This window comes from Cobetia sp. D5, assembly GCF_035666195.1.
Classification (GTDB): Bacteria; Pseudomonadota; Gammaproteobacteria; order Pseudomonadales; family Halomonadaceae; genus Cobetia; species Cobetia amphilecti.
Genome location: NZ_CP142020.1, coordinates 2,697,400 through 2,714,112, shown reverse-complemented (window position 1 = coordinate 2,714,112; position 16,713 = coordinate 2,697,400). Strand labels below are relative to the sequence as shown.

Here is a 16,713-nt window from a genome sequence, read left to right as displayed (position 1 = left end):
CATGTCAAAGACAATGCTGACGATCGATGGCCTGCAGTATTCCAACTGGTCACGCGAGATATTTGAACAGATGCGTGAAGGTGGGCTGGACGCCGTACACGCCACCCTCGTGTACCACGAGACGACGCGAGAGACGTTGTCGCGTCTTGGCGAGTGGAATCGCCGTTTCGAGGCCTGGCCTGATCTGATCATGCCCGTGCATGTGCCGCAGGACATCGCGGTTGCGCAGGCCAGCGGGCGTGTCGGCATCATCCTGGGGGCGCAGAACTGCTCCCCCATCGAGGACGATATCGACATGGTCGAGGTGATGCGTGACCTCGGGTTGATGATCATGCAGCTGACCTACAACAACCAGAGTCTGCTGGCCTGCGGGTGTTATGAGGCGGAAGACAGCGGGATCACACGCTTCGGACGCCAGGTGATCCGTGAGATGAATCGCGTCGGCATGGTCATCGACATGTCGCACAGCGCAGAGCGTTCCACGCTCGAGGCGATCGAGATATCCGAGCGCCCCGTGATCATTTCCCACGCCAACCCGGAAAGCTTCCATCCGGCAAAGCGCAACAAGTCCGACAAGGTGCTCAAGGCCATCGCGGAGAGTGATGGCCTGCTGGGGTTCTCGGCGTATCCCTTCCATCTGCGCAATGGCTCCGACTGTACCCTGACCGAATACTGCGAAATGATCGCCAGAACCGCAGACCTGATGGGCGTCGAGCACCTGGGGATTGGCACCGACCTGTGCCAGAACCAGCCGGTGTCCATTCTGGAGTGGATGCGCAATGGTCGCTGGTCCAAGGACATGGATTACGGTGAAGGCAGTGCCAGCAACGCTGACTGGCCGCGTCCGCTGTCCTGGCTGCGAGACAGTCGTGACTTCCCCAACCTGATTGCCGGTCTGCGCAAGGTCGGCATGTCCGAGGACGAAGTGGCCGGCATCATGGGCAAGAACTGGGTCGCGCTCCTCGAGCGCGCCGCGACCCGTCAGGAGACCGCGCCCGCCTGATCGCCGTAACGCTATGCCATGGCACCTGTGCCGAGCCAGGAATCCTCAGGGTATCGCTCGGCAACCAACAACCATAATAAATGCCTGCCAATGACGAGAGCTCGTCAGAGGAATGCCACATGACTTCATCTCGCAAGACCACGACGTCTGCCACGTCGGATGCGTTACCACAAGGTCAGTACCGCTTTGGTGACCCTGTCGTTCTGACCTGCAGCATCGGCTTCATACTGCTGTTCGTCGGCCTGTCCCTGTTTGATCTTGAAGGGGTCGCGCACGCCATCAGTGCCGGCTTTGCCTGGACCGCCAGAACACTGGGCAGCTACTTCCAGATTCTGTTGCTGCTCACCTTCTTCATTGCCCTGGGGCTGACCGCGACGCCTGCGGCCAGTGCCCGTATCGGTGGCACGCGAACGCCTGAGCTATCCACCTTCAAGTGGGTGTCGATCATCATGTGCACCTTGCTGGCGGGAGGTGGGGTCTTCTTCGCTGCCGGCGAACCGGTGTACCACTTCCTGGTGACGCCGCCTGCCTTTGATACCGAGCCGGGCACTGCGAACGCCATCGCGCCTGCACTGGCGCAATCCTTCATGCACTGGGGCTTTCTTGCCTGGGCCATTCTGGGCAGCCTGACCGCCATCGTGCTGGCGCATGCCCATTACGACAAGGGCCAGCCCCTGCAGCCGAGAACGCTGCTGTATCCCGTATTCGGCGAGAAGATCATGAAGGGCAAGCTGGGCGGCGTGGTGGATGCCATGTGCGTCATCGCCGTGGTGGCAGGAACGGTGGGCCCCATCGGTTTTCTGGCCACCCAGGTCAGTTTTGGCCTGCATGAGCTCTTTGGCGTGACCAATGACTATTCGACGCAGCTGAGCGTGCTGGTAGTGCTCGGGGTGATCTACGTCACCTCGGCCGTGACCGGCATCGACAAGGGCATCCAGATCATGTCGCGCTTCAACGTCTTCCTGGCGCTGGGCGTGGCAGCGGTAATCTTCGTCTTCGGGCCGACCCTGTTCATGGTCAATGCCTTCACCCAGGGCTTTGGCGAGTATCTGAGCTCGTTCTTCACCATGTCGACCATGACGGCACAGAGCGCTCCAGACTGGTGGATGCAGTGGTGGACCGTATTCTTCTTTGCCTGGTTCCTCGGCTATGGCCCGCTGATGGCGATCTTCGTGGCGCGCATCTCCAAGGGCAGAACCATCCGTCAGATGATCCTGACCGTTGCCGTGCTGGCGCCACTGGCCACCGCCGTCTGGTTCACCCTGCTGGGCGGGGCGGGCATCTTCTATCAGTTCACCGGCGTGATCGACCTCACCGAAGCGCTCAACAACTTCCAGTTCGATGTCGCGACCCTCACCGTGGCGCAGGCATTGCCCGGCGGAACCGCAATGGCAGCTGCCATCCTAACGCTGACCACCATCTTCGTCGCCACCACCGGTGACTCTATGAGCTACGCGATCGCTGTCGTCAGTGCCGGACACGATGACCCCAGCCCGCTGGTGCGTGCCTTCTGGGGCATCAGCATGGCGTTGATGGCTGCGATACTCCTCTATATGGGGGCCGGTCAGATCAGTGCGCTTCAGCAGTTCATCGTCATCACGGCCATCCCTGTCTCGCTGGTGCTGCTGCCCTCCTTGTGGACAGGACCTCAATCAGCCTTCGCGATGGCACGTGCGCAGGGAATCACCAGCCAGCGGCCAGCCATGCCGGCCCCGGAAGACGCAGGAGAGCGTTGATATGTCTCGCAATCACCAGGGCGCGCGCCTCTCATCCACCGAGCAACGTCTGCGACTGCGGGCACCGGACGATGTGATGCAGCTGGAGCGTCTCGGCAGCCTGCATGCCAGTCGCCTGAGTTTCGTGAGAAGTCTGGTGCGCCAGATGGCACATGAAAAATGGAAGATCACCACGACCCGATTCGAACTGGATGCCCTCGGTCACGGGGTGGCGATCTACTGCCTGCAGACGCCCGGCAAGCGTTATCACGGCGTCATATTTTCTCAGGCGCTTGAGGATTCCGCACGCTCTGACCGCGTCATTGCCGAGGCCTGGGATGTCACCTTCGGCGTAGTGGAGGGGGATGTGGATGATGCGCTTCTCGAGCAGATGGCGGCCAATGTGCCGTTGCAGGAAGCCGGGCGCCAGCACCCGAGACTGCTGGTCCTTTCGCGTGCCAATCGCAGCTTGCGTAACTTCGCAAGCTTCCTGGAGGCACTGAGTGCAGGCCAGCAACCTGATCCTGAGTGGCTGACCCGGGTCGGCTATCTGTATCGGACCACGGCCGTCTACGGTAATGGCAAGTTCGGCATCGCGGATTATGACCGTCTCAAGGACAACGCGGATTTCCATCGGCCATTTTCTGCCCAGATGCTGGGCGTCTATCTGCTGCGTCACTTCTCGATCCAGCAGATAGAGCACATGGCCCGTGCCCAGGCACCCGAGACCGCCGCACCTCTGGCAACCTCATTGAAGCGCTATCTGGGCATCGGCAACTCCACCGGCCTCGGGATGGCGCCGTTCCTGATCAATCATCCGCAGCTGGTACAGCGCTGGGTGGAAAGCCGAGAACTGGCGCTTGCCGAGGTGACGGCACAGGCACCGGGAGAGCAGGAGCGTTCACGTCTGCTGGCACTCCTCAAGCGCGCCGAGACTCATCTGCGCCAGACGGTCACGGACGATCACGAGCAGACCCTGCGCAACCAGGCCACGGTGGCGTCGTTGCCTGAGCTGATGACCTGGCTCGAACTCGTGCCGCTGTCGCCGGAGCTCTGGCAAGAGCTGATCGACTGGAGTTACCAGCAGCATGGGCTCGAGGCTCAGGAGCTGGTAAATACTCTGCTACTGGAACTGTACCCGAGTATCGTCGACCGCTATGAGGACCTGATGGCGGTGGAGGAAAGCCTGGAACTGACCCCTGACATGCCGCTGGTTCACCTCAAGCAGGTGATCGAAACGCACTACGACTGGGCGTTGCGCGTCGATTTTTCACTCGCCGAGAATCGCCACTGGTTCTGGTATCGCTCGGTAGAGAAGGAGGAGCCCCGCTTGGGAGTCCGCGACAGGGAAGCGGGTGCCGACAAGGAAATGAAGCTGGCGATTGCCCCGCGTGTCGCGGATACCCATGCGGCGATCAGTCAGTACCTGGAAGATCACCCTCGTGCCTTGGTGGTGGAATTCCTGATCCATTGCCCGCGCCACAAGGATATCGTTCGCCGCATTCAGAGCATGGCCAGCACCTCTTTCGGCGAGATACGCGCCAACCTGTGGGCGCGCGACATGAAGCCCATGCACCTGTTGCGGACCAAGCTGTCGTTCTTCGGTGCCAGTCGTTTCGATCCCAAGTCTGATCGTTGGGTGCGAATCACGCTCTTCCAGGGAGCTCCGCTGGTGGAGGAACTCAACGCCGAACCGCAGGACCCTGTCGCATTTGATGATTGGAGCTTCCCGCTGGCTCCGCAGATTGCGCACACGGTGCTGCCAGAGATGAACGCCGACCCTCGGCAGGGCAAGACCACGACAGTGGGAGGAATGTCATGAAGGTCTCCTACAACGAGCTTCACGGACTGTGTCGCAAGGCCTTTCAGGCGATGGGCTTTGAAGACGGTGACGCCGGTGATGCCGCCGACATGGTGGCCTGGATGCAGCTCTATGAGCTGGAAGGGCTGGCGGCGCTCAATCGCGGACTGCGTTTCTTGCTGGAGGATACCGATGAGCGTCCGCCGGAGATCGTCTATGCCGATGGCGACCTCGCGGTACTCGACAGCCACGGTCACAGCGTATTGAAGAGCTCATCGCTGGCGCTGGAACTCGGCTTCGCCAAGGCACGTGCGCGTGGCCTCGCCGTCATCAAGATCCAGCATTGCCACAATCGGCAGCTGATCATGGGTTATCTGGCGCGCCTTGCGGGGCGCGGCATGAATGTCACCGCCTTCTGGCGCAACGCCCAGGACGTGGACGAGGCGGTCGGCTGCCCCATGATCGAGCAGGTCGTGGGCTTCAGGGCCAACAGCTCGGTCCCCGAGATACGGGTCTACGCGGTGCGTGAAGTGCCAGAAGAGAATGAGCCCAATGATGGCATCACGCTGGTGATGGCCAACCATGTCGATCTGCTGCCATCCCTTCGCTCCGACTATGACGTCGACCTGCTGGCCTGTCATGAAGAGTCGAAGCTGCTCGCCTGTCGCCAACGTGCCATGCAGGAAGGCATCGAGGTGGATGACGAGCTCTGGTCACGCCTGAAAGCACTCTCGACACGCCTGTTGGTCGAGGCAACGGAAGACTCTCGCAGCGGTGCCGGCGCCGGTTCCACCGACAACGACTGACCTTTCGCGTCTCAATACGCCCCAGAACTCCATGATTCGCCGCTCTTGCGTCGGCGGGTCATGGAGTGCGCCCATCGAAAGATTCTCGAGGAATACCCATGGTTCATCCCGTCAAGACTGATCTGTTTGCCTCTCGTGCGCCCCTGTCATGGGCGAGTGTCGGCAATGGCATCCTGTTCACTGCCCAGATTCCAATCGATGCCGCCGGCAATGTCGTGGAGGGCGGGATTGCTGCCCAGACCCGCCAGACGCTGGATAATCTGATTCATACCCTGGAATGCGTCGGTGGTGACGCCTCTTCGCTGACTCAGGTGCTGATCTATGTGACTGATCGCGAGCACCTGGCGACAGTGAATAGCCTCTATGCAGAATATGTGCGTGAGCCCTATCCCAATCGGGCTGCCATCATCGTCTCCGGGTTTGCACGTGAAGAGATGCTGGTCGAGATGGTCGCCTACGCCGCATTGGAAGGCGATAGAGGCAGCTCTGCGTAGAGCCCCCTCTGTAAGATTGATCAGCCGGATACCATCGCTCAAAGAATAAGCGTTCCGAGATCACCCGCGCGCGTTCACGCCAGGTGCCTATCTAGTCATTGATGGGCGCCTGAGTTCATTGCACTGGGGCTGACCAGGGCGTAATCGCCTGGGTGTACTTACTGGCGCGCCGCATGGCCTGACGATGCAGGTACTCCAGGCTATGGGCATAGTGTGTCAATGTCTGCTCCGGTGTGCGGTGGCCGATCCAGATGGCGAGTTGATACAGCAACATGCCACGTTCCCGGCTATCTTCCCCGGCATAGCCCTGAACTCCCTCAAGAAAGCGTTTCAGGGGCGCTTTTTGCAAGCCCCAGGAGCCGTGCTCCTGCAAGTCATCGAGAATGTCTCGATTTTGCGCTGCTTCAAGTCGGATCAGCCACCAACTGACGGCAGCGTGACGCAACGAGTGAAAGTCGATAGCGTTTCCCACCACACCTCTCATGGCGTCGATCGCTGGGGTGATCAGGCCGGCGTGATTGAAGGCCAGACCGCTGTCGCTCGGGCCGAACAAAGCGATGTCAGAGAGGGCTGAAGTGGGGAAACATCGCCGCCGATAAATCCACCACGCTGCCAACAACTGAATATCCTCTAAGGACGTCAGAAGGTGCAGCGGCAGTACGCGCCGTGCCGCAGGGGTCTTTCCGCCACGAATATAAACGCGGCACTCAATCTCTGGCAATGAACTCAGCTGCTCACTCAACGCCTCGCGAATGGTCTCCATCTCATGCGATGCAGGAGGTGAGAGCTCTGTGTCAGATAGCGCCGGTAAGGGGGTGGCCGGGCATTGATCCTCCAACCAGTGCTCGAGCGAGAAGGTTCCCTGAGGACATTCGATGCGAATGTCTCGTAGCGTCAGGGCGCAGACTTCGCTGGCGCGCATCCCCCCGTGAAAGCCAAGGGCGATGCTGAGCCATTGCATGGTGCTGTCAGGCGTTGTATCGGGCTTGGAGAGAAGATGGCCCCGTACCTTTTCCATCTGTCTCAGGGTGGCGAAATGAATTCGTTTGGCGCTGGGAGCTTTATTGTTGCCTGATATCGGGGGCTCGACGTCCAGCAGTACTCCCATACTGTGCATGAAGCGGATGAGTTGCCCCATATTGCCAAGAAAGCTCTGTGTCGTGCTGGCAGACCAGCCCATATCGTGTGGCACACACCAGCACATTTCCTGAGCACTGTCGTTGTCCCATTCCTGGATATCGATCGACAAGGCGTAGTCCGCCATCGCCATCGGCAAGCTGCGAGACAGGTAGGTGTGCAATGAGCTGACGCGAAGCATGCGAGTCACGCGCAGATCGTGGAGCCAATAGAGCACCATGGCCGGATAGCTATGGCGGATACCCATGAGTTTGGTGAGACGCCTGCTTGTCTCGAGTAACAGAGCCTCCAGGCGCCCTCTGACCTTCTCGTCGCTTGTCTTGCGCAGATAATCAGAGGAAATGACACCGATCCATTGCTTGATGATACGTCTTGCAGAAGGAAGCCAGTCAATTGACCAGAAAGCTCCGCTAATCAAGCGCTGCCCCGGAGGTTGTGTCAGCACGGTTGGGGGATATGGAGCCTTCGTTTCTGACGCCTCGGCTGCGAAAAGATCCACGGTGCTCATCTTGTCGTCATTCGCCACAGGCTCATGCTGGCGGTCGATGGAATGAGCCGCCATGACGGGGCTGGGAGGAGGGGCCTCCAGCCGAGCGAAATACGAGTGGGGCTCATAAAGCCCTTGGGCGCTACTGTAGGGAATCGGATAGCGACTGAACTGACTCACCCAATAGCCTGGCAACCCTCCTAGTACTGCGGCATGGGGCAATGCTCTCAACAGAGTCGTTAGTTTTAGCGTCCGGCGTTCCTCGATCGTCAGGGGCAGTGTGGTGACCAGGGACGCCAGCTCCTGTCTCATGCGACCCTTGACGCTGCGAATCCGCTCGGTAATCGAGAGAGGTTCGTCTTCCGGCCTCTCGGCCAGTAACCATTTGTCCTTGGCGGCGGCGGGTTTCTTGGCTCTCAGTGTCTTGAATGCTGTCGCCAGTGTCGACTCCAATGGCAGACGGTAGGCCGTCAGGTGAGACGACATGATCCGTGGTGGGGTCGAGTGAGCAGGGATCCAGACCCACTCATTAGGGGTATTTCGATCACCCTCGAAGTGACGGCGCGTGAGGCAGGCCAATGTGACCAGAATAACTTGCTGCCCCAGCCCTGCACGCACGCCGAGCTCTACGGCAGCGCGTAGCAGGGGAAAGTCAGCGCCGGAACGACGTAGCTCGCGGATGATCGGCAAGACCCTTGCCGTGCTGGCCAGTGCCTTCGCATCCATTGGCAGCACGCTTTTGCGCCTGGCTAGCGTGGGCCACTGTGGCAGCATCGCCAGGACTCCCGGGCTTTGATTGACCTCCTCCAGAAAGTGGCCGATGACGCCGTAGGCTTCGCGACGCCCTATCGGGCGACGATGGTGCACGCTTCTCCACCGCATCAGTTCCTCGACCATGGCTTCGGCTTGCGTGTAGTCGAGTGCCAGCGTAATGCTCCCGGCCTCTGCTGGTACATCGTTGGCTGGTTCGCGCTTGGCGTGACGCTCGAGCCAATACAGAAGGTGCAGGCTTTGCTGGCGCTGCCTGCCCTTGACTCGATCAAGTCGGCGCTCCTCCCATCGCCGCCAAAGCTCCTGCATGTGGTGGGTTTTCATGAACTTTAGGTGCAAGTCAGGATCGGGACGGGTCAGTAATCGGGTTACTGGAGCATCCTTTTCACGAGCAATGGAAAATATCCAGTCTCCGCTCATGGCAAATCCTTGAGAGGTAGTACCCTTATCCTCAACTCCTCTGACAAGCCCCCCAAGAGGCGTTGCATCTCGGGTGGTAGGCAGAGGTTGCTGGCATAGGGGGCGTGACGCTGCTGGCCGCGTTTGACATGGCCCAGCAGCATATCCAGCGTGTTCGCTTTCATTCGGCCATCAAGTGTCTGGGCGACGAAATGACGCGGGGCGTTATCGGGCAGTGCCAGCAGGGTATCGAGTGCACTGCGTGATGATGTGGTCAGCTGCGGTGCCTGATGGCGTGCGCTGATCCAGTCTCGCATGTAGGTCTGTCGGAAAGGCTTTGCTGTCAGGTTGAGGCTCGCCCTGCGCCTCGACCACCACATGGCCAGTGCCTCCTCGTTTTCAGGCCATGACAGCCAAGTCTTTCCCTTTCGTGGCCAGTTTTGACGCCAGGCGGTCTGCCACGCCTCTAGGGTATCGAGGTTCTGGCAAACCGGGAGAGGTAGCGGGATCACCCGGCTTTCTCTGTAGTGCCCCGAATCCTTGTCAGCGACCCAAAGCAGACGTCCACGCCGAGACATTCGCGTAGTGGGGCCTATCGGGCGCAGTCCTGCTGTGAGCTGAACGCCCAGGAGCGTGTAGCAACAAAGGGCGCTATTGAGTTCGATCAAGGCCGAGCAGACATCTTGCGAATGACTTTGCGTACGGGCGGCTTTGGGGAAGTCAGAAAGGCCAGCTTGCACCAGATCATACAAGCCCTTCAGTGCCTCTCTGGCCCTATGGAGCGTCAGTGTCACGCTCGAGCCCAAGGCCGTGATGGCTTGTGTCTCATTGGGAAGTGCAACCGCTTTCTTTGGTGTTGCGATTCCCCACCATTCAAGCGACGCGTTCATGAGCCGCTGTAGCTCACGCATGGGCATCTTGCGGTAAGCGGCAGGCGCTGCCGTTTTCAGACTGAGTTCCCCGTTAAGCCACTCTGCTTCGATATCCGTCTTCGCCATGCCGAGAATCTGATGCCGCGCGGCTCTGACAACGCGCTGAGCCGTGGGGGTGGTGCCAGTGTCTGACCTCATGTGTTGCACCAGCTGGCGATTGAGCAGCGTCAGGGTCTTTATCAGAGGCTGAGTTGTCGCATCACTCAATTGATTGAGTGATACCGCGAGGGTGTTCGGTAGTCGTAGAGAGAGTGGTGGACTGCCTGACGGTGCATGAATGACGGGGACGTAGAGTGTCCTGCTTTCAGCAACCCACTGCAGCGGTTGACCACGCGATACCGCCGTAGTGCGGAGCAGCGCTTCCTGCGCTACATCCGTCACACGCATCTGGCTGAGACGCACGGGGGCAATACCAGTCGCGAGTACAAGCTGCACCAGCAGTTTGGCATCAGGCGGCAGAGGTAATGCCAGTATCCTGCGGATCTGCCCCTGAGTCGTGGCGAAAGTCGACAGACTCCCCAGGCTCTGCGCGATAGAGGTTTGTTGACGCTTGCGAGCGATTACCCTGCAATCTTCCGGTGTCAGCAGGCTGTCTCCCTTGCGATAGAAGGGGGCTTCCTCTTCTTGCTGGTGTGAGACGCTGTCTCGTTCGAGGCTGGCATCCTCGTCCCCGTCCGGGCGCAGTGGTGCATCGAGTGTCTCAGGTAGTTCCGGGCTGGAGGCAACGGGCGAGAAGTTGTGCTTGAAAGTGTCTTGAAAAAAGACAGAGCGTTGCGGGCTTCTTTTCGTGTAGCGCGCGCGTCGAGTTCCAAGGGCTGGATTACCGGAGAGCAGTTCATAGGCTCGATTCAAACGGTTATAAAGCTTCGACTTATCGTTCGCCAGCCAGGGCATGCTTTTCCAGGCACTGAGCAACGAGAGACTGGCAGAATGACTCCATACGATCGGGTGCTGCCAACGTGGCAACATGTACCTCAATGCGATGCGTAACGTCGACAGATGTTGGTAATAGATACTGGGATCGACAAGAGGGCCTGAGTGGTAACCCGCCATGTCGCGCAGGGCGAGGCGAATCAATCGTCGATTGTGCTCAATGGGAGACTGCTCGCCATTGTTTGGCAAGAATGCGAGGTAGGGTGTTGAGGCTGTACCGTGGCGTGCAATCTGTGATGCCTGAGTTGCGATATCTGTTCGCACCATGGTGGGGCCGAATTTATCGGGAAAGGTCAGGTGACTATGTAAGGGATGGCTCTGACGTATTGTCTGTAAAGGGCCCGGCTCAAGTGGGAGAAGTCTCAGGAGCTTGCTGATGAGGTCAAGCAATTCAGGATCGTTCTCATCCTGCGCATGAATCTGAGCGGATATCCAGAGGTCCGCTTGGCTACAGGGGGGGAGGTTGCGCTGAAGAAACGGCCATAAGTGCCTTTCCTCTGAAGCTGACAATACTTGGTCACCCAGTTGATCTGCCCATTGGCGGAGTATTGTCTCGGGGAGCCACGTCTTGCTCTCGGGAGTGTCATGCGTCATGACGAGGAGCTCTCTGTGTCGTCCTGCTGATCGTCAAACAGATCGCCTATCTTCTGGTTGGTCACCTGAGGCTTGCAAGTCGGTGAGGGGGCGGGATTCGCTGTGTCCGGGGGTGTGCTCAGCGCTTTTTGCCATCGGGGCGGCGTTGTCGGCTTAGACGCTGGGGGAGTGATAGTCGCAGAGGGGGGTGCCTCCTTTTGTGCCTCGTTCTCCCGTCTTGTCGCGGTAGAGGGTGACTCTGACACCACGGGCTCATCGTCGGGACTACGCTGCCCTTTCGGGCTATGAGCGCGTTGCAGCGTACTCTTGGCCCAGCGTCCTTGGGTCAAGATCATGAGGCTCTTGATATCCAGGGTGGGTTTCGATAACCCGAATACGATGTGAGCCAGTTTCTCTTCCAGTCCAGGCTTTTCGTTGAGCTGCTTGATGAAGGCTCGGGCGTCCATCACGTGTGAGGTATTGAAAAGCTCCTGGGGCAGTACCTCTGACAGGTAGCGCAACACCTCCAGCTCCTCATAGGTGAGGGTTTGCCGGTCCACCTCGAAAACCTGAATGGAATGGAAGTTCTCGAGAGTGAGTCCACTTAATTGGCGCAAGAGCGTCCCATTGTTGAGCAACTCAGCATGGCCCTGAGCACTGACAAGCACGATGGGTAGGTGCCGGAGCAGAACACGCTTGTGAGATATCGTTGTGCCTTTGCGCGAGGGGGGAAGGTGGATGAGATCGCCAAGGGAGCGTCGTGAACGACTCCGTAACTTGCCTGAGATGACAAACTCAGCCTCAGGTAGTGGGGCGTAGGTATCGGTCATGATCCCTCCCTAGTGTCTTATTGATTAACTCATCCTTATAGTAGGATAAATATCACCTCATTGGTGTCCATGGAAGTGCTGCCGTCCTTGGCAGCGCTTATCAGAGTGCGAGCTATCAAAAGATGTCGTTGCCCGGGGCATGCATGTCATCCGCCATGCGAATGTAGCGTTCGAAGGTTTTCTGGTCCCGGTGTCCGCTGATGCGCTTTATCTGTTGGTCGCTCTTCCCGCGGAGATGTGCTTCGGTAATGAAGCCAGCACGGAAGCTGTGGGTCGTGAAGCCTTCCTCTGCTAGACCCGCCCGTATGAGCGCCTGTTTGAGAAGGTTGCTGAAGGTGACGGGATGCATTCTGCCGGCTCCCAGCCCGCCTCCCTGATCAATGGATCGATATAAGGCACCTCGCTGAATACCGCTCCGCTCCAACCAGGCTTCCAGCAGACTCACCGGACAGCAACGACCGCCCGCAGGATTACGGGGAAGCGTCTTTTGCTCGATCCGTCCGCTTTGATTGGTTTTACTGTGGCGCAACGTGATCACGATACCGCCATCACGCCACTCGATATCCTCCCTGTAGAGTGCGACCACCTCACTGGAGCGAAACGCTCCGTAGAAACACAGACAGAACATGCTGGCATTACGTAAATCCCGCGGTGACTCGAGATCCAGCGCATTCAGCAGCTGTTGTAAATGATGGAGTCGCAATGCGGGCGCTTGACGTTGCCGTCCATCACTCTTGCGATGAATCCCCTTCAATACGCCCTTCACTTCCAGGCTCAGGGTGGGAGAGGGCAACTGCATGTAAACATGCCAGGTGCCCAGCGAGCTGGCATGGCGGGAAATCGTGGCAGGCTTGCGGCCTTTGATATGCAACTCGGCCAGATAATTGGCAACTTGCTGGGCAGTGGCGGGGAGTGAGTAGCCGGCTTTCAAGAAGCCTCGAATATCTGATCGGAATGCCAGAATCGTGTTCTTGGCCATGCTGTCAGACAGCAATCGTCTGGCAGCGCGTGACAATTCCATATCGCCTGTCAGTGCATGGCTATCTTCCATGTCGGACCATGACGACACATCGGTGGGCAGGCCTGCGGCCTTCTTCTTAGGCGACATGATTTCCTCCTTGCGATGTGGCTGAGCAGAAGGAAGGAAGACACATTGAGGGTGTTCGCTTTACACCGAAGAGTGAAGGAATACATGGCAGTGGGATGATCATGAAGTACCTCGATTAGCAGGCAGTATCTGACGCCGGTTCGGTGGCGCCTCTTGTCCTGCGGAGTCGCTTGCAGGCAACTCCCACGCTATCGAGCTTCGTGAAGCTGGGAAGGCAATTTTCAGTGGGCCGATGGCTGTAATCCTGCAGTCTATATAACAGGTGCCACTCTTGTTCGAGGGGAACGAGATAACACAGGTGAGGGAAGTATGACTGGCATGACATATCACCTGTGTTCGATGTGTCGTTAGGTAGGACTGCACCAGTAAACGACACAGCACTTAGAAGAAGGATTTCAACTCGCCATGTGGCAGAGCACAGACAAGAAAATTGCGAAAGATCACCAGGTTGGTGCGCATGGAAAGAGATATATTTTCCTATGCACCTGATTGGTGCGCTCAGAATATTTAAGTCTCTAACGAAAAATAGTGGTGGCGGTGGAATGTACTAAGCAAGTCGGCCTTATGCCATTGATTGGCATATCGATTGCACTACACGAGGAGGGATAACAAGTACAACAAGATACGAGGGAATGTCGTGAACAAGAAAATCGCTGCCGCAATGCTATCCGCCTGTGTCGGTTTCTCGCTGGCCAATGTCGCCCAGGCAGAAGAAGGGCCGATCAAGGTCGGCATCCTGCATTCGCTGTCCGGCACCATGGCGATCAGTGAATCGACCCTGAAAGACACCATGCTGATGCTGATCGAAAAACAGAACGAGGAGGGCGGACTGCTGGGACGCAAGCTGGAGCCTGTCGTGGTCGACCCGGCCTCCAACTGGCCGCTGTTCGCCGAGAAGGCGCGTGAGCTGCTGGCGCAGGACAAGGTCGACGTGATCTTCGGCAATTGGACGTCCGTCTCGCGCAAGTCAGTGCTGCCGGTGGTCGAGGAGCTCAACGGTCTGCTGTTCTATCCGGTGCAGTATGAGGGCGAGGAGTCCTCGGAGAACGTCTTCTACACCGGAGCGGCGCCCAATCAGCAGGCGATTCCGGCAGTGGATTACCTGATGAACGACGTGGGCGTGGAGCGCTGGGTGCTGGCGGGCACGGATTATGTCTATCCGCGTACCACCAACAAGATCCTGGCCGCCTACCTCAAGTCGAAGGGCGTGGCGGACGAGGATGTGATGGTCAATTACACCCCCTTCGGCCATTCCAACTGGCAGTCCATCGTCTCGGACATCAAGTCCTTCGGCAGTGCCGGCAACAAGACGGCCGTGGTGTCCACCATCAATGGCGATGCCAACGTGCCGTTCTATCGTGAGCTGGCCAACCAGGGCATCAATGCCGAGGACATCCCGGTGGTGGCCTTCTCGGTGGGCGAGCAGGAGCTCTCGGGCATCGATACCGCGCCGCTGGTCGGCCACCTGGCCGCCTGGAACTACTTCATGAGCGTGGACAGCGACACCAACTACGACTTCATCGATGAGTGGATCAATTACACCGGCAAGGAAGATGCGGTCACCAACGACCCGATGGAAGCCCACTACATCGGCTTCAACATGTGGATGGAAGCCGCTCGCAAGGCCGGCAGCGTCGAGGTCGATGCGGTCAAGGACGCCATCATCGGTGTCTCGGTGCCCAACCTGACCGGCGGCTACGCCACCATGATGCCCAACCATCACATCACCAAGCCGGTGCTGATCGGCGAGATCCAGGACAACGGTCAGTTCTCCGTCGTCTGGCAGACCCCATCCACCGTGGCAGGCGATGCCTGGTCGGACTATCTGGAAGGTTCCAAAGACCTGATCAGTGACTGGCGCAAGCCGATGGAATGCGGCAACTACAATGTCGTGACCCATTCCTGTGGGGCTCAACAGAGCGTTGCGGCGCAATGATGCGTAGCACGTTCTGAGAGCGAGGCGGCGTGCTGGCTCACCTGCATGCCGCCTCGTTGAGTGTCAGTCTCCGAAGCCGCGATGCCCTCGGAGACTGATGACGCCTTTGCGCGTTCACCATGGATGGCCTTCTTGATGTCTATCTCCGTTGCAACGATGTACCGCGGGTGCTGGCAGTGGATGCTGCTGGTCTGTCTTTTGTCATTCCCCCTGTTTGCCGCTGCCCAGTCCGAGTCCGCGACTGGCCAGTCTGCGCGCCTGTCCGATGGCGCTGCCCAATCCCTGTTGACCCGGCTTGCCGAGGCACGCAACCCGGTCAAGCCGGCCGTGATCGATGAGATCGCCATGAGCGGCGATGCGCGTGCGCGTGGCTGGCTGGAAGCCTTTTCCGCCAGCAAGCTGGCTCGCCTCAAGGACGCCGAGCGCTTCTTGATCATCGACAACAATCGCGGCCGTGAGTGGGCCGTCTCCGACGCCCTGTCGGGAGAGTCGGCGGGCAAGGTCTCGCGCCGCGACCTCAAGACACTGCGCAGCAACAACTCGCTGCGTGGGCATATCGATGGCGTGCTCTCGATGATCGACCTGTCTTCGCCGGATGCCGAGGTCAGACTCGCGGCGGCGCGCGGCCTGCGCGGCAGTGTCGATGAGGCCATGGCCGAGCGGTTGCCGAGCCTGATCGAGCAGGAAGGCGATGACGCTATCCGCGCCACTCTCGAGGAAGCGCTCGCCATCCAGCAGCTGGAAGCCACTGGCGACCCCGCAGCGCTGGACACACTGTCCGGCAGCCTGAACGCCGCCGCGATCGCTGCCATCAATGGCGCCGCGGCGAGTGATGATCCGCAGCTGGCCCAGGCCGCCAAGGTGGCGCTGGCCGGTATCGAGCAGAAGCTTCAGCTCAACAGCGGGCTCGAGACGCTCTACTTCGGCCTCTCGCTGGGCTCGGTACTGGTGCTGGCCGCCATCGGGCTTGCCATCACCTTCGGTGTCATGGGCGTGATCAACATGGCGCATGGCGAACTGATCATGCTGGGCGCCTACACCACCTGGGGCATGCAGCAGCTGCTGCCCGGGCAGCCGGGGCTGGCGCTGCTGCTGTCGATTCCGGCGGGCTTTCTGGTCGCGGCGGCGGTGGGCATCATCATCGAGCGCAGCGTCATCCAGCACCTCAAGGGGCGTCCGCTGGAGACCTTGCTGGCCACCTTCGGCATCAGCCTGATCCTGCAGCAGCTGGTGCGTACCACCATCTCGCCCTTGAATCGCATCGTGGTCACGCCGGAGTGGATGAGTGGCTCGCTGATGATCAACGAGGCGCTGTCACTGACGCTCAATCGCCTCTACATCATCGGCTTCGCGCTGTTCGTGTTCGCCGGTCTGATGCTGATCATGCGCCGCACCCGTCTCGGCCTTGAAGTACGTGCGGTGACCCAGAACCGTGCCATGGCGCGCTCGATGGGCATCAAGGCAACCCGTGTCGACATCATGACCTTCGCGCTGGGCTCCGGCGTTGCCGGCCTGGCCGGTGTCGCGCTCTCCCAGATCACCAACGTCGGGCCGAACCTGGGCCAGAACTACATCATCGACTCCTTCATGGTCGTGGTGTTCGGCGGGGTCGGCAATCTGTGGGGCACGCTGGTGGCCGGCATGTCGCTGGGGCTGCTCAATCAGTTCCTCGAGCCCTGGGCGGGTGCGGTTCTCGCCAAGATCGTGGTGCTGGTCTTCATCATCCTGTTCATTCAAAAGCGCCCGCGGGGACTCTTCCCGCAGAAGGGCCGCGCCGCGGAGGGTTGA

The 16,713-nt window shown here is 59.3% G+C and carries 11 protein-coding genes; 7 read left to right on the top strand and 4 right to left on the bottom strand.

Going from position 1 to position 16,713, the window contains the following annotated elements; genetic code table 11:
• The first annotated feature begins 1 nt into the window (after position 1).
• From U0O11_RS11255 to U0O11_RS11235, 5 genes are all read left to right on the top strand, one after another.
• Complete coding sequence (locus U0O11_RS11255; protein ID WP_303592670.1) at positions 2 to 1,003, top strand: dipeptidase; 1,002 nt, start codon at positions 2 to 4, stop codon at positions 1,001 to 1,003.
• A 119-nt stretch (positions 1,004 to 1,122) separates the two neighbouring features.
• Positions 1,123 to 2,739 (top strand): BCCT family transporter, encoded by a 1,617-nt coding sequence (locus U0O11_RS11250; RefSeq protein WP_324690072.1) that lies wholly within the window; start codon positions 1,123 to 1,125, stop codon positions 2,737 to 2,739.
• Position 2,740: 1 nt separating this feature from the next.
• A complete protein-coding gene (locus U0O11_RS11245; RefSeq protein WP_324690070.1) occupies positions 2,741 to 4,540 on the top strand; it encodes a hypothetical protein in 1,800 nt (599 codons plus the stop codon).
• Positions 4,537 to 5,325 carry a DUF3726 domain-containing protein gene (locus U0O11_RS11240; RefSeq protein ID WP_107336417.1) on the top strand — a complete coding sequence of 263 codons (789 nt, stop codon included), beginning with the start codon at positions 4,537 to 4,539 and terminating at the stop codon, positions 5,323 to 5,325. The genes U0O11_RS11245 and U0O11_RS11240 overlap by 4 nt, the downstream gene beginning before the upstream one ends.
• 98 nt (positions 5,326 to 5,423) lie before the next feature.
• Positions 5,424 to 5,819 (top strand): RidA family protein, encoded by a 396-nt coding sequence (locus U0O11_RS11235; RefSeq protein ID WP_324690067.1) that lies wholly within the window; start codon positions 5,424 to 5,426, stop codon positions 5,817 to 5,819.
• A gap of 115 nt (positions 5,820 to 5,934) precedes the next feature.
• Here U0O11_RS11235 and U0O11_RS11230 read toward each other — a convergent pair whose 3' ends face one another.
• From U0O11_RS11230 to U0O11_RS11215, 4 genes are all read right to left on the bottom strand, one after another.
• On the bottom strand, positions 5,935 to 8,634 hold the full coding sequence (locus tag U0O11_RS11230; RefSeq protein ID WP_324690065.1) for a hypothetical protein: 2,700 nt from the start codon (positions 8,632 to 8,634) through the stop codon (positions 5,935 to 5,937).
• Positions 8,631 to 11,072: a hypothetical protein gene (locus U0O11_RS11225; RefSeq protein ID WP_324690063.1), complete on the bottom strand. Its 2,442-nt coding sequence runs from the start codon at positions 11,070 to 11,072 to the stop codon at positions 8,631 to 8,633. Before U0O11_RS11225 ends, U0O11_RS11230 begins: the two co-directional genes overlap by 4 nt.
• Positions 11,069 to 11,881, bottom strand: coding sequence for a hypothetical protein (locus U0O11_RS11220; RefSeq protein WP_324690061.1), 813 nt, complete (start codon positions 11,879 to 11,881; stop codon positions 11,069 to 11,071). The genes U0O11_RS11225 and U0O11_RS11220 overlap by 4 nt, the downstream gene beginning before the upstream one ends.
• Positions 11,882 to 11,996: 115 nt before the next feature.
• Entirely contained in the window at positions 11,997 to 12,989 is a 993-nt protein-coding gene (locus U0O11_RS11215) for a site-specific integrase (protein WP_324690059.1), read from the bottom strand.
• 661 nt (positions 12,990 to 13,650) lie between these two features.
• On the opposite strand from U0O11_RS11215, the gene urtA reads away from it, so the two are divergent.
• On the top strand, positions 13,651 to 14,925 hold the full coding sequence (urtA, locus tag U0O11_RS11210; RefSeq protein ID WP_324692523.1) for an urea ABC transporter substrate-binding protein: 1,275 nt from the start codon (positions 13,651 to 13,653) through the stop codon (positions 14,923 to 14,925).
• Between the two features lie 135 nt (positions 14,926 to 15,060).
• A complete protein-coding gene (urtB, locus tag U0O11_RS11205) occupies positions 15,061 to 16,713 on the top strand; it encodes an urea ABC transporter permease subunit UrtB (RefSeq protein ID WP_240548591.1) in 1,653 nt (550 codons plus the stop codon).